General features: G+C 68.6%; 16 protein-coding genes. 7 read left to right on the forward strand and 9 right to left on the reverse strand.

Annotation, left to right across the window (positions count from 1 at the left end; genetic code table 11):
* Positions 1-295 precede the first annotated feature (295 nt).
* Complete coding sequence (gene lon / locus WC555_RS10740) at positions 296-2,692, forward strand: endopeptidase La (RefSeq protein WP_373253462.1); 2,397 nt, start codon at positions 296-298, stop codon at positions 2,690-2,692.
* 208 nt (positions 2,693-2,900) lie between these two features.
* Here lon and WC555_RS10745 read toward each other — a convergent pair whose 3' ends face one another.
* The 3 genes from WC555_RS10745 to WC555_RS10755 form a co-directional block, all read right to left on the reverse strand.
* On the reverse strand, positions 2,901-3,596 hold the full coding sequence (locus WC555_RS10745; RefSeq protein ID WP_373253463.1) for a pirin family protein: 696 nt from the start codon (positions 3,594-3,596) through the stop codon (positions 2,901-2,903).
* Between the two features lie 77 nt (positions 3,597-3,673).
* Complete coding sequence (gene aroC, locus WC555_RS10750) at positions 3,674-4,759, reverse strand: chorismate synthase (protein ID WP_373253464.1); 1,086 nt, start codon at positions 4,757-4,759, stop codon at positions 3,674-3,676.
* Between the two features lie 9 nt (positions 4,760-4,768).
* Complete coding sequence (locus WC555_RS10755; protein ID WP_373253465.1) at positions 4,769-5,494, reverse strand: DnaJ C-terminal domain-containing protein; 726 nt, start codon at positions 5,492-5,494, stop codon at positions 4,769-4,771.
* Positions 5,495-5,580: 86 nt separating this feature from the next.
* Here WC555_RS10755 and pdxH point away from each other — a divergent pair, with 86 nt between their 5' ends.
* Positions 5,581-6,255, forward strand: coding sequence for a pyridoxamine 5'-phosphate oxidase (pdxH, locus tag WC555_RS10760; RefSeq protein ID WP_373253483.1), 675 nt, complete (start codon positions 5,581-5,583; stop codon positions 6,253-6,255).
* A gap of 4 nt (positions 6,256-6,259) precedes the next feature.
* Here pdxH and WC555_RS10765 read toward each other — a convergent pair whose 3' ends face one another.
* Together WC555_RS10765 and udk are read right to left on the reverse strand one after the other, a co-directional pair.
* Complete coding sequence (locus WC555_RS10765) at positions 6,260-6,883, reverse strand: TetR/AcrR family transcriptional regulator C-terminal domain-containing protein (protein ID WP_373253466.1); 624 nt, start codon at positions 6,881-6,883, stop codon at positions 6,260-6,262.
* A gap of 78 nt (positions 6,884-6,961) precedes the next feature.
* Positions 6,962-7,609 carry a uridine kinase gene (gene udk, locus WC555_RS10770; protein ID WP_373253468.1) on the reverse strand — a complete coding sequence of 216 codons (648 nt, stop codon included), beginning with the start codon at positions 7,607-7,609 and terminating at the stop codon, positions 6,962-6,964.
* 144 nt (positions 7,610-7,753) lie between these two features.
* Between udk and WC555_RS10775 the strand changes: the two genes are divergently transcribed.
* Together WC555_RS10775 and WC555_RS10780 are read left to right on the forward strand one after the other, a co-directional pair.
* A complete protein-coding gene (locus WC555_RS10775) occupies positions 7,754-9,388 on the forward strand; it encodes a long-chain-fatty-acid--CoA ligase (protein WP_373253469.1) in 1,635 nt (544 codons plus the stop codon).
* A 4-nt stretch (positions 9,389-9,392) separates the two neighbouring features.
* Complete coding sequence (locus WC555_RS10780) at positions 9,393-10,085, forward strand: DUF1499 domain-containing protein (RefSeq protein WP_373253471.1); 693 nt, start codon at positions 9,393-9,395, stop codon at positions 10,083-10,085.
* Positions 10,086-10,088: 3 nt separating this feature from the next.
* Here WC555_RS10780 and WC555_RS10785 read toward each other — a convergent pair whose 3' ends face one another.
* Positions 10,089-10,991 carry an MBL fold metallo-hydrolase gene (locus tag WC555_RS10785; protein WP_373253472.1) on the reverse strand — a complete coding sequence of 301 codons (903 nt, stop codon included), beginning with the start codon at positions 10,989-10,991 and terminating at the stop codon, positions 10,089-10,091.
* Positions 10,992-11,048: 57 nt separating this feature from the next.
* Here WC555_RS10785 and WC555_RS10790 point away from each other — a divergent pair, with 57 nt between their 5' ends.
* Entirely contained in the window at positions 11,049-11,195 is a 147-nt protein-coding gene (locus tag WC555_RS10790) for a hypothetical protein (RefSeq protein ID WP_373253485.1), read from the forward strand.
* A 4-nt stretch (positions 11,196-11,199) separates the two neighbouring features.
* Here the strand turns inward: WC555_RS10790 and WC555_RS10795 are convergent, their stop codons facing one another.
* Together WC555_RS10795 and WC555_RS10800 are read right to left on the reverse strand one after the other, a co-directional pair.
* Complete coding sequence (locus WC555_RS10795) at positions 11,200-11,598, reverse strand: TIGR01244 family sulfur transferase (RefSeq protein ID WP_373253474.1); 399 nt, start codon at positions 11,596-11,598, stop codon at positions 11,200-11,202.
* Between the two features lie 2 nt (positions 11,599-11,600).
* A complete protein-coding gene (locus tag WC555_RS10800) occupies positions 11,601-12,116 on the reverse strand; it encodes a hypothetical protein (protein WP_373253475.1) in 516 nt (171 codons plus the stop codon).
* A gap of 291 nt (positions 12,117-12,407) precedes the next feature.
* Here WC555_RS10800 and WC555_RS10805 point away from each other — a divergent pair, with 291 nt between their 5' ends.
* Both WC555_RS10805 and WC555_RS10810 read left to right on the forward strand, forming a co-directional pair.
* A complete protein-coding gene (locus WC555_RS10805) occupies positions 12,408-15,401 on the forward strand; it encodes a TonB-dependent receptor plug domain-containing protein (RefSeq protein WP_373253477.1) in 2,994 nt (997 codons plus the stop codon).
* Between the two features lie 144 nt (positions 15,402-15,545).
* Positions 15,546-16,082 carry a hypothetical protein gene (locus WC555_RS10810; RefSeq protein ID WP_373253478.1) on the forward strand — a complete coding sequence of 179 codons (537 nt, stop codon included), beginning with the start codon at positions 15,546-15,548 and terminating at the stop codon, positions 16,080-16,082.
* 257 nt (positions 16,083-16,339) lie between these two features.
* Here WC555_RS10810 and WC555_RS10815 read toward each other — a convergent pair.
* A partial coding sequence (locus WC555_RS10815; protein WP_373253479.1) for a vitamin B12 dependent-methionine synthase activation domain-containing protein occupies positions 16,340-18,371 on the reverse strand: 2,032 nt, incomplete at its 5' end.

Consider the following 18,371-nt stretch of genomic DNA (forward strand, 5'->3'; position numbering starts at 1 on the left):
GCCGTGATGCGCCCGCGCCACAACCGCCATCGGTGCGATCTTGCCATGGTTCGCGGCCCGGCCGCACGGCCCGTGCCGATATCCAGCGACCCGCGCGCCCGCCATGCCGCCGGGCGCTTGTGGATGGAAAGCGGCGGCGCTGACCGGCGACGCTTGAACGCAGCGTCCGGTAAACCACATACTCAATCGAAGGCCGCCGAACGGCGGGCCGAGTCGAAACGGGGGAGCACAGGCGCTCCCCACGCCGGAGCGGCGGGTCCGAGATGAACGAGGACCCCGTAGAAAGTACGCATCCATGTCCGAGACAAAAACCCTGCCCGTCCTGCCGCTGAGGGACATCGTCGTCTTTCCGCACATGGTCGTGCCGCTGTTCGTGGGACGCGAGAAGTCGGTCAAGGCGCTCGACGAGATCATGAAGGGTGAAAAGCAGATCCTGCTGGCCACCCAGAAGAACAGCGTCGATGACGACCCCGCCGCGGACGCCATCTATCCGATCGGCGTTCTGGCCACGGTCCTGCAACTGCTCAAACTGCCCGACGGCACCGTCAAGGTGCTGGTCGAGGGCAAGAGCCGCGCGCGCCTGACCAAATTCACCGACCGCACCGACTATTTCGAGGCCGAGGCCGTCGAGATCGCCGACGACCCGGGCGAGCCCGCCCAGTCGGAAGCCCTGCTGCGCGCCGTGATCGAGCAGTTCGAAAACTATGTGAAGCTGAACAAGAAGGTGCCGCCCGAGGCGCTCAGCTCCATCCCGCAGATCACCGATCCGTCCAAGCTGGCGGACTCGGTCGCCGCCCACCTGTCGGTCAAGATCGCCGACAAGCAGGGCCTGCTGGAGACCATCGCCGTGCCGTCGCGCCTGGAGAAGGTCTACGGCCTGATGGAGGGCGAGATCTCCGTCCTGCAGGTCGAGAAGAAGATCCGCTCGCGCGTGAAGCGCCAGATGGAGAAGACCCAGCGCGAATATTATCTGAACGAGCAGATGAAGGCGATCCAGCGCGAGCTGGGCGAGACCGACGACAGCCGTGACGAGATCATGGAGCTGGAGAAGCGCATCCGTAAGACGCGCCTGTCCAAGGAAGCCCGGATCAAGGCCGAGGCCGAGGTCAAGAAGCTGCGCAACATGAGCCCGATGTCGGCCGAGTCGACGGTGGTGCGGAACTACCTCGACTGGCTGCTGTCTATCCCGTGGGGCAAGGCCAAGACCAAACCCATCGATCTCGACAAGGCCGAGGCCATCCTCGAGGAGGACCACTACGGCCTCGAGAAGGTCAAGGAACGGATCATCGAGTATCTGGCGGTGCAGGCGCGCACCAACAGCCTCAAGGGCCCGATCCTGTGCCTCGTCGGTCCTCCGGGCGTCGGCAAGACCTCGCTGGCCAAGTCGATCGCCAAGGCCACGGGCCGGGAATATATCCGCATGTCGCTGGGCGGCGTGCGCGACGAGGCCGAGATCCGTGGTCACCGCCGGACCTACATCGGCTCCATGCCGGGCAAGATCATCCAGTCGATGAAGAAGGTGAAGACCACCAACGCCTTCATCCTGCTGGACGAGATCGACAAGCTGGGCGCCGACTGGCGCGGGGACCCGTCCTCGGCCCTGCTGGAGGTGCTGGATCCGGCGCAGAACAACGCGTTCGGCGACCACTACCTCGAGGTCGACTATGACCTGTCCAACGTCATGTTCGTGACCACGGCCAACAGCCTGAACATGCCCCAGCCCCTGATGGACCGGATGGAGATCATCCGGGTCAGCGGCTACACCGAGGACGAGAAGGTCGAGATCGCCAAACGGCACGTCCTGCCCAAGGTGACGGCCGAGAACGGGCTCAAGCCGGAGGAATTCGTCGTTCCGGACAGCTCGATCCGCGACCTGATCCGCTACTACACGCGGGAAGCCGGCGTGCGGTCGCTGGAACGCGCCCTGGGCGGTCTGGCGCGCAAATCGGTGCGCGAGATGTCGAAGAACAAGACCCTCTCGGTCACCATCGACGAGGCCAAGCTGGCCGAGTTCGCGGGGGTGCGTAAGTTCCGCTACGGCGAGACGGACGAGGAGGATCAGGTCGGCATCGTCACCGGCCTGGCCTGGACCGAGTTCGGCGGCGAGATCCTGACCATCGAGGCGATCAAGATGCCGGGCCGCGGCCGCATGACCGTGACCGGCAACCTGAAGGAGGTGATGAAGGAGTCCATCTCCGCCGCCGCCTCCTACGTCCGGGCCCGGTCGCTCAGCATCGGCGTCAAGCCGCCGGCGTTCGAGAAGACCGACATCCACGTGCACGTGCCCGACGGCGCGACGCCCAAGGACGGTCCCTCGGCCGGCGTGGCCATGACGGTGGCCATGGTCTCGGTCCTGACCGGCATCCCGATCCGCAAGGACATCGCCATGACCGGCGAGATCACCCTGCGCGGCCGGGTCACCGCCATCGGCGGCCTGAAGGAGAAGCTGCTCGCGGCCCTCCGCTCGGGCATCAAGACGGTGCTGATCCCGGAAGAGAACGAGAAGGACCTCGCCGACGTGCCCGACAATGTGAAGTCGGCGCTCGAGATCGTCCCGATCAAGACCGCCGACGAGGCCCTGAAATGGGCCCTGACCGGCACCCTGACGCCGGTGGAATGGGACGAGGCGACCGATCCGCTGCCGGCGTCCTTGCCGGTGCAGGACCCGGGGACCGTGGTCGCCACGCACTGACGGTGTGAAGCAAAAGAAGAACCCCGCCCGGAGCGATCCGGGCGGGGTTTTGCATTCTCCTTCTCCCCTCGGGGGAGAAGGTGTCAGGCGGAGCCTGACGGATGGGGGCTGGCGGTTTCAGTCCGGCTGGCGAGGGAGATGCGTCAGGCATCCCCCTCATCCGAGCCGCTCCGCGGCCCACCTTCTCCCCCGGAGGGGAGAAGGGACGCTACAGACTATCCACCATCACCAGCTCGGCGTCCGCCGTGGCCGTGATCGTGATCTCGGTTTCGTCCTTGATCGCGGCCCCGTCGCGGGCGTTCAGCGGCACGCCGTTGACCTCGACCGCGCCGACGGCGGGGACCAGATAGGCGTGGCGGCCTTCCGCCAGGCTGTAGGTCAGGCTTTCGCCCGCGTTCAGCGTCGCGCCCAGCACGCGGGCGTCGGCGTTGATGGTCAGGGCGTCGTCGGTCGAATCGCCCGAAGCCAGCACCGAGAACTTCCCGGTCCGGTCGTTCTTCGGAAACACCTTGGCGCCCCAGCTCGGCTTGGCGCCGCGCACATCGGCCTCGATCCAGATCTGGAACAGGGTGGTCATCTCGTCCTCGAGATTGAACTCGGAATGGCGCACGCCCGTGCCCGCGCTCATCACCTGGACGTCGCCCGCGCCGGTGCGGCCCTTGTTGCCCAGCGAGTCCTCATGGGTGATGGCCCCGGTGCGGACATAGGTGATGATCTCCATGTCGGCGTGGGGGTGGGGCGGAAAGCCGGACCGGGCGGCGATCTCGTCGTCGTTCCAGACGCGCAGCCGGCCCCAGCTCATGCGGCTCGGGTCGTAGTAGTTGGCGAATGAGAAATGGTGTTTGGCGTTCAGCCAGCCGTGGTCGGCGCCGCCGAGGCTGTTGAAGGGTCTGACGTCGATCATGGGATGCTCCCGGGACTCCGAGGGTTAGGAACCTCGCTGGCGCCTATATAAGCAACAGTGTTGGTGGCTGAAAGGGGTCAGCCGATCTGGGCGCGATGCCGCAGCAAGGCGTCCGCCAGCACGCAGGCCGCCATCGCCTCCACCACCGGCACGCCGCGCAGGGCCACGCAGGGGTCGTGCCGGCCCTTGGTGCGCAGATCCGTCTCCTCGCCGTCGCGGGTGATGGTCTGGCGCGGCGTCAGGATGGAGGAGGTGGGCTTGAAGGCGATCCGCGCCGTCAGCGGCTGCCCCGTCGATATGCCGCCCAGAACGCCGCCGGCGTGGTTGGACAGGAAGACGGGCCGCCCATCGTCGCCCATGCGCATCTGGTCGGCGTTTTCCTCGCCCGACAGTTCCGCCGAGCCGAAGCCGGCGCCGATCTCGACGCCCTTGACCGCGTTGATCGACATCATCGCCGCCGCCAGTTCGGCGTCCAGCTTGCCATAGACCGGCGCACCCCAGCCGGCGGGGACGCCCGTGACCTCCAGGGCGACCACGGCGCCGATCGACGACCCGGCCTTGCGGACGCCGTCGAGATAGTCCCCCCACGCCGGCACGACGTCAGCCGAGGCCGCGAACAGGGCGTTGCCGTATACGGCGTCGAAGTTCACCGCATCGGGCGCGATCCGGTGCGGCCCGAGCTGGACCACCCCGGCGCGGATGCGGACCCCATCTCCTAAAATCTTGCGCGCCACAGCCCCGGCCGCGACCCGCACGGCCGTCTCGCGCGCGGACGACCGGCCGCCGCCGCGGTGATCGCGCACGCCGTATTTGGCCTGGTAGGTGTAGTCGGCGTGGCCCGGCCGGAAGGCGTGGGCGATCTCGCCATAGTCCTTCGAGCGGGCGTCCTCGTTGTCGATCTGGATGGCGATGGGCGTGCCGGTGGTGACCGGGCCGTTTCCGTCGTCGAACACGCCCGACAGGATCCGGGCCGTGTCGCTCTCGCGCCGCTGGGTGACGAAGCGGCTGCCGCCGGGCTTTCGCCGGTCCAGCCATGGCTGAAGGTCGGCCTCGGTCAGGGGGAGCAATGGCGGGCAGCCGTCGACGACGCAGCCGATCGCCGGCCCGTGGCTCTCGCCCCAGGTGGTCACGCGAAACAGATGGCCGAAGGTGTTGTGCGACATCCGGCGACGCTAGGCCGCCAGCCGGTCCGGCGTCCAGACGCGTGTGAACCGCACCAGCAGATCCTCGGCCGCCGACGGCGCGTCCTCGGACGGCTGCAGCGTCACGAACAGATGCCCCTGCGGCCGCGCGCCGCGCGCCGGCAGGCCCAGGCCCTTGAGGCGCAGCCGCAGCGGCTGATGGCCGCCGACCAGCCAGGCCGAGCGCGGCCCGGCGTGGGTCTCGATCTCCAGCCGCCCGCCGTCTTCCAGCAGCCGCAGCGGGACCGGGCAGGTCATGTGGAGGTCGTCGCCGACGGCGCTGAGCCGCCCGTCGCCGCGCACCAGCACCGGCAGATAAAGGTCGGCGCCGCCGTCTCCGGCCGCCTTCAGCCGCAGGTGTTCGCCGCTGCGCAGGCCCGCAGGAACGCGGATCCGGAGCTTGCGGCGGCCCAGCCGGACCTCGACCACGCCGCCGTTCAGGGCCGCGTCCGGGCCCAGACCGACCACGGGCAGGGCGGGGACGCAATGCGCGGGCGCGGCCAGGGCCAGCGGGGCCGTATCCTGCTGGATCAGCCGCCAGGCGGCGATGGTCTTGCGGAACCGGGTGTCGTCTCCGCCCGGCGCATCAGGCCGCGCGGCCTTGATCGCCGTGCGGAAGGCGGCGGTCAGCGCCTCGCTTTCCGCCGGGCCGGAGAGGCCGAGCAGGGCGTAGGCTTCACGGGTCGAGACGACCTCAGGGAGCGAGCGGGCGCGCATGCCGCCACTAAGGCGCGACATAGGGTCAATGCCCGGTTAACCGTGACGCTCTCGCCCGGCGGAGCGGGATGCCCTATCTGACCTGCATGACCGCACCCGTGATCCCTTCCAGCCCGACCCGTGAAGACTATGCGCGCGACTACGCCGCCGCCCTCGCCGCGAACGGGGACGAGACGATTTTCGACCGGGCCGAGCCGATCGCCCTGTTCATCGACTGGCTGGCCGATGCGAAGGCGACCGAGCCGAACGACGCCAACGCCATGACCCTGTCCACCGTCGACCCGGACGGCGCGCCGGACAGCCGGGTGGTGCTGCTGAAGGACGTCGATGCGCACGGCTTCACCTTCTATTCGAACGCGGAGAGCGCCAAGGGCCGACAGTTGGCGGCGCGTCCGCGGGCCGCCCTGCTGTTCCACTGGAAGTCCCTGCGCCGTCAGGTGCGGGTGCGCGGACGGGTCGAGCCGGTGACCCCGGCCGAGGCCGACGCCTATTTCGCCAGCCGGGCGCGCGAGAGCCGCATCGGCGCCTGGGCGTCCGACCAGTCACGCCCGCTGGAGAACCGGGCCGCCCTCGAGCAGGCCGTGGCGCGCGAGGCGGCGCGGTTCGAAGGCCAGGACGTGCCTCGCCCCCGGCACTGGACCGGCTGGCGCGTCGTTCCGGACCAGGTCGAGTTCTGGCGCGACCGGCCCTTCCGCCTGCACGACCGCCTGCGCTTCGACCGGGACGGCGCCGTCTGGACCCGGACCCGGCTCCAGCCCTGATCCGTCAGACGCCGTAGCGGGCGAGGAAGGTCTCCACCGCGTCGGCGGCGATCTGGTCCACGGCGCGGACGGGCATGACCTCGTCCCCGGTCACCAGCGGCATGAAGAAGACGGGATGCTCGATCATTCCCATCAGCTGGCCCGCCGCCCAGGACGTGCGCTCGATCCTGAGTTCGCCCCGCTCGACCAGTTCGCCCAGGGCGTCGATCAGCACCTTGCCGAAGTCGGCCTTGCCGCGGTCGAAGAACCGCATGGCCACGTCCCGGAACCGCGGACGCTCGGCCATGACCAGCCGGAACACCGAGCGGATGAAGGGGTCGGCCATGAAGCCGGCGTAGGCGATGGCGAAACCGGTCAGCCGCTCGCGGGCCGGGCCGCTCGCCGTTCGGACGTGGCGCATCAGCCGGTCGAAATCCACGGCCGCGTCCTGGATCACGGCGGTGAACAGCTCCGCCTTGCCGTCGAACAGGGCGTAGAGGGTCGCGGTGGACACGCCGGCGTCCCGCGCGATCGGTTCGATCTTGGCGCCGGCGTAGCCCTCGGTGATGAACGACCGGCGCGCGTGCCGCAGGATCGCCTCCCGCTTCGGATCGGGGAAGGAGGGGGGGGACGGGGCCGGGGTCTGCATGGAAATTCGCTGCTCTCTGAGCGGCCAGGGTGGCCTGGCGGCGGACGGTGAGCAAGAGGGGCGCCGGGTCGCGGGCAATCAGCGGTCGAGCAGGGCCGCCAGCAAGGGATGCGCCAGCACGGGAGCGGCCAGCCGGACCACGGCCTGCGGGTCCTCCAGCCGCACCGCCGCGGTGGCGTCCGCCACCACGAAGTCGGCGTTCAGCCGCGACGGCTCGGTCAGCCGTTCATGTCCGGGCCGGACGGTGGCCAGATACTGGTCGATGACCGACTCCGCCGTGCGTCCCCGTTCGGCCTGGTCCCGCAGCAGCCGGCGAATGAAACGGATGTCGGCGGGCGTGTCGACGAAGACGCGGATGTCGAACAGGCTGACGAGCCCGGGGGTGCACAGGACGTGCGTGCCCTCGACGATCACCACATCCGCCGCCGCGACGGCCTCGCCGTCCGGCTCGCGCCCGTGCCGGATGAAGGAATAGACCGGCGCGGTGATGCCGCCTCCGGCCTTCAGCGTGCCGAGATCGCGGATCATCAGCTCGTGGTCGCGCGCCGCCACATCGTCGAAATCGAAGGTTCGCGGGTCGAAATCGGGCAGATCCGCCGCGTCGCGATAGTAGGAATCCTCACGCAACAGCACCGCGCTGCCGTCCGGCAGGGCCGAGACCAGGGCTTCCGCCAGGGTGCTCTTGCCGGAGCCGGAGCCCCCGGTGATGGCGATCAGGATGGTCATGGACCGCTTCTAGGGCCGCGCACCCGGTTTCGCCAAGCCGGGCGGGCCTCCGGGTGACCTTGCGTCACGTTGCTTATCGGCCATCACGCCGATAGCGTGACTCCAAAGCGCCTCGAAAAGCAGGCGCAGGCTTGAGGGATCGTGATGCTCGGATTGATGCAGGACTGGCCGCTGACGGTCGACAAGATCCTGGACCATGCAAAGAACTGGCACGGCCACCGCGAGGTCGTCACCCGATCGGTCGAGGGGCCGATCGTCCGCGCCACCTATGCCGAGATCCACGCCCGCGCCAAACGCGTCTCCAGCGTGTTGAAGGACTGGGACGTCCAGGTCGGCGACCGCATCGCCACCCTGGCCTGGAACAGCGGCCGCCACATGGAGGTCTGGTACGGGATCATGGGCATGGGCGCGGTCTGCCACACCCTGAACCCGCGCCTGTTCCCCGAGCAGCTGGCCTACATCATCAACCACGCCGGGGATAAGATCATCTTCGTCGATCTGACCTTCATTCCCCTGCTGGAGGCCGTGCTGCCGCACTGTCCCTCGGTCGAACGGGTGGTGGTGCTGACCGACGAACTGGCCATGCCGGCGACGCTGCTGCCCGGCGCCGAATGCTATGAGGCCCTGCTGGCGACGGCCTCGGAAGACATCGCCTGGGGCGGGTTCGACGAACAGACCGCCTGCGGCCTCTGCTACACCTCGGGCACGACCGGCAATCCCAAGGGGGTGCTGTATTCGCACCGCTCGAACTTCATCCATACGCTGCTGGGCATGCAGTCCACGGTGCTGGGGCCGTCGCCGAAGGAGGTGATCCTGCCGGTGGTGCCGATGTTCCACGCCAACGCCTGGGGCATCGCCTTCGCGGGGCCGGCTTCGGGCGCCAAGCTGGTCATGCCGGGCGCGCGCATGGACGGCGCGGCCATCTATGAGCTGATCGAGAGCGAGGGCGTGACCTTCTCCGCCGCCGTGCCGACGGTGTGGCAGGGGCTGCTGACGCACCTGCGCGAGAACAATCTGCGCATCCCGACCGTCAAGAAGGTCCTGATCGGCGGCTCGGCGGTGCCCGAAAGCCTGATCCGCGCCTTCCAGGAGGAGTTCGGCATCGAGGTTCTGCAGGGCTGGGGCATGACCGAGACCTCGCCGATCGGCACCCTGTCCAACCTGCCGCCCGAACTGCTGGCCCTGCCGTACGACGAGCAGATGAAGTGGCGCGTCAAACAGGGCGTGCCGCCGCTGGGCGTCGAGCTCAAGCTGAAGAACTACGCCGGTCAGGAGATGCCCCACGACGGGGTCACCTACGGCCGTCTGATGATCAAGGGGCCGACCATCGCCGGGGCCTATTTCAAGGGCGAGGGCGGCGATATCCTCGACCATGAGGGCTTCTTCGACACGGGCGACGTCGCGACCATCGACGAGCACGGCTTCATGCAGATCACCGACCGGGCCAAGGACGTGATCAAGTCCGGGGGCGAGTGGATCAGCTCGATCGAGATCGAGAACATCGCCGTCGGCCATCCGAAGGCCGAACTGGCCGCCGTCATCGGCGCCGCCCATCCCAAATGGGACGAACGGCCGGTTCTGATCATCAAGCTGAGGGCCGGCGAGTCGGAAGACAAACAGGAGCACCTCGACTTCCTCCTGGGCAAGATCGCCAAATGGTGGATGCCCGATGACGTCGTCTTCGTGGACGACATCCCGCTGGGGGCGACGGGCAAGGTCGACAAGAAGCTGATCCGCGAGCGCATGAAGGACTATCGCCTGCCGACGGCGGGGGCCTGACGCCATGGCGCGGGGACGGGTCCGGGGCGGCCGTGTGGTCGGAGCCCTGCTGGCTCTGAGCCTGGCCGCGCCCCTGCTGGTGCTGGCCGCCGCCCTGGGGACCCGCGCGGGCGGCCTGTCGCCCGAGACGGGCTATGATCTGCTGACCCTGCGGATCGGCTGGTGGCTGGCCCTTGTCGGCGGCCTTGCCGCGGTCGGGGCGGTCGTTCTGGCCTTGCGGGATTTCCGCCGGCTGGGTCTCCTCGCTTTGGCGGCGGTCGTGACCAGCGGAGGAACGCTGGCCGCCTATGTCTGGCACAACAGCCGGCAGGCGGACGCTCCCCCCGAGGACATCAGCACCGATCTGACCGAGATTCCCGGCTTCGGCGATCTGCGCGGCGAGCGGCAGGGGCGGGGGCCGCGCGTCACCGCCGGCGTCGAGGCCTGCCCCGGGGCCCTGCCGCTGATGACCCAGGTCGCGCCCGGTTCCGCCGCCTGGGCGCTCGAACAGGCCGGTTTCACCATTCGCGGGGCCGGGGTGGCCCGCGCCGACGGCAGTCGTGAAAGCTTCTGGTTCGGCTTTGACCATGACGCCGTGATCCGTATCCGGCCCGGCCGCACCGACATCCGCGTCGCCGCGCGCGACGACCGGCCCCACGGCGGCGACGCCTGCCGGATGGCGTCCCGTATCAGCGAGGCGCTGCGGACCAGCCGCTAGGCTTCAGGTCAGGGTCCAGTCGGCGTCGAGCGCCGGCCCCGGTCGGGCCGCTACCCGTCCGGCCGCCTCCAGCGCGATCAGATGCGCCCAGACCGAAAGGCTGGCCGCCGGCCACAGGCGGGAATCCACGGCGGCGTAGAGGTTCGGCACGATCGCGGAAATCCGCCGGTCGCCGGCGGCGAGGCGCCCGATGACCTGCGCCTCGCGCAGGAGCCGGTGGGCCTTGTAGGCCGCGAGGAAGGAGCCGGGCTCTGTCACCGGCCCCCCGTGGGTCGGCCACAGCGTCGAGAAATCGCGGGCGATCACCCGGTCCAGACTGTCCATATAGGCAGCCATGTCGCCGTCGGGCGGCGCCACGACGGTGGTCGACCAGCCCATCACATGATCGCCGCAGAACAGGGCGTTCTCCTCGCGCAGGGCGAAGGCCAGATGGTTCGAGGCGTGCCCAGGCGTGGCGAGGGCTTCCAGGGTCCAGCCGTCGCCCGCCAGAATCTCTCCGTCCGCCAGCACGGCGTCCGGCGCGAAGGTCTCGTCCTCCTCCTCATCCGGCGCGGGCGAGACGTGGACCGTCCGGGCCGGCGGCCGGGCGGCCAGGATCGGCGCGCCTGTGGCCTCGGCGAAGGGGCGGGCGAGGGGGGCGTGGTCGCGGTGGGTGTGGGTCACCAGCACATGGCTGACACGTCGGCCGGCCACGGCCGCCAGCAGCGCCGCCAGATGGGCGTCGTCCAGCGGCCCCGGATCGATCACCGCCACCGCCGCCCCGGGGTCGGGGCGGCCGACGATGTAGGTTCCTGTGCCGGTGAAGGTGAACGGTCCCGGATTGTTCGCGATCACCCGCTGGATCAGGGGCGAGACGCCGTCGGCGCGGCCGTATTCGAACGCGGGCATGGAGACGAACGGGATCATCCGGCGCGGCCCGGGCCTTGCGTCAAGGTTTCGTAAACCTTCTGCGGAGTGCGCATTTTGGCCGTTTCCATCGCCCTGGCTGTCTCAAATCGGCTCCAGCCCGTGGCTGTGGCCTTCCTGTGTCTCATGGCGATGCAACTGGCCGCGGCCTCCTGCACGCCTGAACCCGCACCCTACGCCACGCGGGTCGCCATTCTGCGCTGATCCGTCAGAGCGGCAGCCGGCCGAGGTCGTAGCCCGCGCTCGCCGCCGCGGCGCGCAGGTCGTCCGCGTCCGCGCCGCGCGTTCGCTCCGACATCGCCCACAGGGCGGCCGAACGCGTGCCCGAGCGACAGAACATCACCGTGGGTCGACCGTCGGCCAGCAAAGCCGCCGCCGCCGCGACCTGGGCGGGAGCGGGCATCCCCGACACGGGGATCCAGTCAAAGTCCATTCCGGCCTTGCGCGCCGCGGCTTCCATCTCGGCCGCCGTCGGCTGCCCGGGATCCTCCCGGTCCGGCCGATTGCTGATGATCCGGCGCACGCCCGCCGCGGCGAGGTCCGCCAGGGCTTCCGGCGCCAGCTGCGGCGAGGTCCAGACGGTCGGCGACAGCGGACGGGGCGTCATCGCTACTGCCGCCGCACCCGCACGGCGCGGCTGTCGCCGACCGTCATCAGGAAGCTGCCCATGCTGGCCTTTCGCACCCGCACCGCGTCGCCCTGGCGGGGACGGAAGCGAAGCGGGTCTGAATCGATCTGGCGCCAGACGCCGCCATCCGCGAGGCGGAAAACCCAGCGGTTATCGGCGATCCGGGTGGCGCTTTGAAGCGTGGTCTCGATCGAGTCGAGCGAAGCCGGGCCCTCGTCCCCGAACAGGCGGGGCATGGCCGGCATCTCGAAGCCGAACAGCTGGCGTCGGGCCTCGCCGATCTGGGCGCGATCCATGACGACGACCTCGCCCTGGCGTTCGGCGGAATCCAGCGCGCCGACGGCGGTGTCATAGCAGGTCAGGCGAGCGGCCCCGTCGGCGATGGCGCGGCAGGCCGTCACGCGTGACAGGGTCTCCGCTCGCTCCTGCGGCGGCGTGGCCTGGCCGGACAGGGCCGCGATGGCCGCGACGGCCGCAAGACCCGAGATGAATGACATGATTGGTCCTCGTCCAGCTGTCCGCCCGCCCGGCGACCTAAGTCGGTCAAGTGGTTCCCGGCGTCAACCGGATTGGGCCGCAACAGGCGCTGTGACCGTATCGTGGCCTAAATACGACAGTCACGCTTCGACACGGTTACAACCGTGTAATTATGCTGGCGAACAGCGCGGTGCAGAGCATAACGTCGGTCAACTGCGGCGGGGGAATCTGTCCGTGGGAGAAGGGAATATTCCATTCTAAGGCCGCGACGCCCCGGTAACAGGGAGACGTCGAACATCAGGAGACGACCTTTGAGAACCCAGAAAACCCGTATTCGGCTTCTGTCGACGACGATGATCGGCGGCTTCGCCGCCTTGGCCTTCGCCGCACCCGCCATGGCGCAGACGGCGCCGGCTCCCCAGGATGAGACGCAGCTCGACGAAGTCGTCGTCACCGGCTCGCGCATCCCGCAGACCAATCTGGTCACCACCAGCCCCGTCACCCAGGTGACCGGCGAGGACATCGACATCGCGGGCGTGACCCGGGTCGAGGACCTGGTGAACCAACTGCCGCAAGCCTTCGCCGCCCAGAACTCGACGGTCGCCAACGGCGCCTCGGGCACGGCCACGGTTTCGCTGCGCAACCTCGGTTCGTCGCGCACCCTGGTGCTGATCGACGGTCGCCGCATGGGCTACGGCTCGCCGAACGACGACGCGGCCGACCTGAACCAGATCCCGGAACAACTGGTCGAGCGCGTTGAAGTCCTGACCGGCGGCGCTTCCGCCGTCTACGGTTCGGACGCCGTCGCCGGCGTCGTCAACTTCATCATGAAGAAGGACTTCGAAGGCGTTCAACTGGACGCCCAGTATGGCTTCTACCAGCACAACAACGACTATGACGGCGTCGGCAACCTGCGTGCGGAAATCGCGCGCCGCGGCACGACCAACCCGTCGCAGTTCGCCCTGCCGGACGACAACGTCTCGGACGGTGAGAGCCGCTCGATCAACCTGACCGTCGGCGTCTCGGCGCCGGACGGCAAGGGCAATGTGATGGCCTACGCCGGCTATCGCAACAACAACGCGATCCTGCAGCGCGACCGCGACTACTCGGCCTGCAGCCTCGGCGCTCCGGCCGCCGTGCGTCCGACCACCTACACCTGCGGTGGTTCGGGCACGTCGTTCCCGGGTCGTTTCACCGACTTCAGCACCTTCAACTCGACGCTCGGCGCGGGCCGCACCTTCGTTCCGTTCAGCGCCGACGCCAACAACTACAACTTCGGTCCGGTGAACTACTATCAGCGGCCCGACGAGCGTTACACCCTGGGCGCCTTCGGTCGCTACGAGATCAACCCGCACGCTGAAGTGTTCGCCCAGCTGATGTTCTCCGACTACAAGTCGGTCGCGCAGATCGCTCCGTCGGGCAGCTTCTTCAACACGCCGGATGTCAACTGCGACAGCCCCCTGCTCGGCGCGCAACAAGCCGCCACGATCGGCTGTACGGCGGCCGACATCCTCGCCGGCAATCGTCGTACGCTGTACGTCGGGCGTCGTAACGTCGAGGGCGGCGGTCGTCAGGACACGCTGAACTACGAATCCTACCGCGGCGTCGCCGGCGTCCGTGGCGAGATCGTCCCCGGCTGGAACTATGACGTTGCGGCCCAGTTCTCGCGTGTGAACCTGTCGCGCGTCTATCAGAACGACTTCTCGGTGACTCGTCTGGGCCGGGCCCTCGACGTCGTCAGCGTGGGCGGCGTTCCGACCTGCCGTTCGGTCGTCAATGGCACCGACCCGGCCTGCGTTCCCTACGATGTCTTCATCGCCGGCGGCGTGACCCAGGCGGCTCTCGACTACCTGCAGATCCCGCTGATCCAGACCGGTGAAACGACCCAGCAGGTCGTGACCGCCGCGATCACGGGCGACACGGGCTGGAGCATGCCGACGGCCTCGCGCAACCTGCAGGTCGCGTTCGGCGCCGAGTATCGCCGCGACGCCCTGGGCTCGATCACCGACACCAACTTCCAGTCCGGCGACGGCGCTGGTCAGGGTGGCCCGACGATCGGCTTCACGGGTGACGCGGACGTCGCTGAAGTGTTCGCCGAGTTCCAGCTGCCGCTGGCCGACGATCAGCCGTGGGCTTATTCGGCCTCGATCGACGGCGCCTATCGCCGGTCGGAGTACGAAAACTACGGCACCGACACCTACAAGCTGGGCGCCGACTACGCCCCGGTTGAAGACATTCGCTTCCGCGCCAGCTACTCGCGCGCGGTTCGCGCCCCGAACGTGATCGAACTGTTCACGGCCCAGGGCTTCAACCTGTTCGACGCCGACTTCGATCCCTGCTCGACCCCCGGTCGTGCGGCGAACGGCGCCGGCGCCCTGCCCGCGAACTGCATCGGCACCGCCGCGTATCAGGTCACGGCTGGCCAGGCTGCCAGCGGCGCTCTGGACAGCCCCGCCGGTCAGTACAGCTTCCTGCAGGGCGGCAACCCGAACCTGAACCCGGAAGAAGCCGACACCTACACGGCCGGCGTCGTCTGGGAGCCCAGCTTCTTCCCGCGCTTCAACCTCTCGGTTGACTACTTCAGCATCAAGATCGACGGCGCCATCCAGACGCTCGGCGCCCTGAACACGCTGAACCTCTGCTATAACCAGAACGACGCCGCCGCCTGTAGCCGCATCAGCCGTAACCCGGGTGGCGGTCAGCTGTGGGTTGGTTCGGGCAACGTCGAGGACCTGAACATCAACATCGGCGGTTACGAAACCTCCGGCGTTGACGTCAATGCCAACTATAGCGTGGACCTGGAAGACTGGGGCGTCGCCGGCTACGGCTCGCTGTCGGGCTCGTTCGTCGGGACCTACCTCAGCGAACTGGTCACCGACACGGGCGCAGGCCAGTCTGACTCGGTCTATGACTGCACCGGCTTCTACGCCAACCAGTGCGGCGTTCCGAACCCGGAATGGCGTCACCGCGCCCGTCTGACCTGGTCCACGCCTTGGGACCTGGACGTGTCGGGCACCTGGCGTCACTACGGCGAGGTTGAACTCGCCGTCCTGGGCGCCGGTGGTTCGCTGAACAACGGCGGCACCCGTCTGGACCGTTACTTCGACGCCGAAAACTACTTCGACCTGGCGGCGACCTGGCAGGTGATGGATACCGTCACCTTCCGCGCCGGCGTCAACAACGTGTTCGATAACGATCCGCAACTGTCCTACAGCGTGGGTACGACCGGCAACGGCAACACCTATCCGCAGCTGTATGATGCGCTGGGCCGCTATGTCTTCTTCGGTGTCACGGCCAACTTCTAAGGCCTGATACCCAAGACCAACTGGGGCGGCGGATCTTCGGGTCCGCCGCCCTTTTTGTTGCCCGAACCCGCGCCGCACAAAAACCATTTGCGGTGTTCAAGCGTTGGCGACCGACACCCGTCATCCACCGTTCCAGGCGTCCTCATGCTGATCACCCTCGTTTCCGCCCTGATGCTCTCGACCCAGACTCCCGCGCCGGCCCAGGACGGCGGCGTGGTGAACACCGCCCCGGGCGTGGAAGCCGTGGAAACCGAGCGCTTCCGTGAAGCCGTCGCCTACGCCAATCCGATGCCGCGTGGCGCGCCCGAGGGCGACTATCCGCTGGTGGCCTGGTGCGAGGCGCTGGTGAACGGCCACGTGGCCCTCGGCGAAACCCTGACCGACGCCGATCCGCTGGATCAGGACATCATCCGTCTGGGCAGGCTGGAGGCCGCCGACTTCCGCGCGGCGCTGGACGCCGCCGAGCCGCGCCAGACCCCCGCCAGCCGCGCCGCCGCCCGCGCCGCCGCCGCCGAGGCCACGGCCAAATGGACGCCGCTGGCGGGGCAGGACGAGGTTGTGCGCAGCCAGGCCTTCGGCCTGTTCTTCGGCCTGCCGGGTCGCTGCGAGCACGCCGCGCGGCGCATCCGCGAGAACATCACCACCGCCCCGGCGACCCCGGCGGACGTGGGTCTGGAATAGGCGAGGAATTCGGCGACGAATTCACGAGGAATTCGAAGGCGGGCGACGAGGATTTCGGGGACTTGAGAGACGGAAACGCGACCCCTTCTCCCCTTGCGGGAGAAGGTGTCAGGCGAAGCCTGACGGATGAGGGGTCTCGCTGACGGCGGGAGTCATCGGCCGCCGGTGGATCGCTCGCCAGCCCGGCCAGCGCGACCCCTCATCCGACCTCGCTCCGCTCGGCCACCTTCTCCCGCAAGGGGAGAAGGGATGGCGCGTCAGGCCGCGTCGCTTCTCGCCGCCGCCCCCGGCTCATAGTTCAGGATCGGCGACAGCCAGCGCTCGGCCGTGGCCACGTCCCACCCCTTGCGCCGGGCGTAGTCCGCGACCTGGTCCGGATCGATCTTGCCGACGCCGAAATAGTGGCTCTCGGCATGCCCGAAATACAGACCCGACACCGAGGCCGGCGGCGTCATGGCGAAGCTTTCCGTCAGGGCCATGCCGGCGTTGGTTTCGGCCTGCAGCAGACGGAACAGGGTCGCCTTTTCGGTATGGTCGGGCTGGGCCGGATAGCCCGGCGCGGGGCGAATGCCCTGATATCGCTCGGCGATCAGGTCCTCGACCGTGGTGTCCTCGTCCGCCGCATGGCCCCACAGCTCGGTGCGCACCTTCTTGTGCAGGGCCTCGGCGAAGGCTTCGGCCAGACGGTCGGCCAGGGCCGTGGCCATGATGGCGGAATAGTCGTCGCCGGCCTCCTTGAACCGCTTTGCGATCTCCAGTTCGCCGTGGCCGGCGGTCACCGCGAAGGCGCCGATATAGTCCTGACCGGTTTCGGCGACGAAGTCCGACAGGGCCAGATTGGGCTTGCCGTTCGACTTCTTGATCTGCTGACGCAGGGTGTGGAAGCGGGCGATCTCTTCGGTGCGGCTCTCGTCGGCCCAGACCACGATGTCGTCGCCGTCGGCGTTGGCGGGCCAGAAGCCGACCACGCCGCGCGCCGTGAACCATTTCTCGTCGACGATCCGCTTCAGCATCGCCCGCGCGTCCTTGAACAGGTCGCGCGCCGCCTCGCCGACGATCTCGTCCTCGAGGATCAGCGGATAGCGGCCGATCAACTCCCAGCTGGCGAAGAAGGGCGTCCAGTCGATGTGGTCGGCCAGGTCCTGCAGGTCCCAGCCGTCGAAGGCGCGGACGCCCAGGAACGACGGCGCGCCCGGCAGCGGCGTCGCCGGATCGGGCTTGAAACGGTTTTCGCGGGCGGCGGGCAGGGACGCCCGCGCCTTGACCTCCTGACCGCGCGCATACTGTTCGCGGATGCGGACGTATTCGTCGCGCGTCGCGGCCTCGTTCTTCGCCCGTTCGGTCTTCGACAGCAGGCCCGAGACCACGCCGACGGCGCGGCTGGCGTCGACGACATAGGTGGTCGAACCGGCGCGATAGCCGGGCTCGATCTTGACGGCCGTATGGGTCCGGCTGGTCGTCGCCCCGCCGATCAGCAGCGGGATGTCGAAGCCGCGCCGCTCCATCTCGCGCGCCACGAAGACCATCTCGTCCAGCGACGGCGTGATCAGACCCGACAGGCCGACGATGTCGACCTTGTGCTCGACGGCGGCGTCCAGGATGCGGTCGGCCGGGACCATGACCCCCAGGTCGATGACCTCGTAGTTGTTGCACTGAAGAACGACGCCGACGATGTTCTTGCCGATGTCGTGGACGTCGCCCTTGACCGTGGCCATCAGGATGCGGCCGGCCTGCTCGCGCGGCTTGCCGGCCTTCTCGGCCTCCATATAGGGCTCCAGCCAGGCCACGGCCTGTTTCATCACCCGCGCCGACTTGACCACCTGGGGCAGGAACATCTTGCCCGAGCCGAACAGGTCGCCGACGACGTTCATTCCGTCCATCAGCGGACCTTCGATGACGTGCAGCGGCCGGTCGAACGACAGGCGCGCCTCCTCGGTGTCGGCGTCGATGAACTCGGTGATGCCGTTGACCAGGGCGTGTTCGATCCGCTTGCCGACGGGCTGGTCGCGCCATTTCAGGTCGACGACCCGGGCCACGCCCTTGTCGCCCTTGTAGTTGGGCGCGATGTCGACCAGCCGCTCGGTGTTCGAGACATTGGTCCGCTGCGGCCGGTTCAGGATCACGTCCTCGACGGCTTCGCGCAGCGTCGCCTCGATGTCGGTATAGACGGGCAGGTCGCCGGCGTTGACGATGCCCATGTCCATGCCCGCCTGGATGGCGTGGTACAGGAAGACGCTGTGGATCGCCCGGCGCACCGGCTCATTGCCGCGGAAGCTGAACGAGACGTTC

It is taken from the genome of Brevundimonas sp. (genome assembly GCF_041648615.1).
Taxonomy (GTDB): domain Bacteria; phylum Pseudomonadota; class Alphaproteobacteria; order Caulobacterales; family Caulobacteraceae; genus Brevundimonas.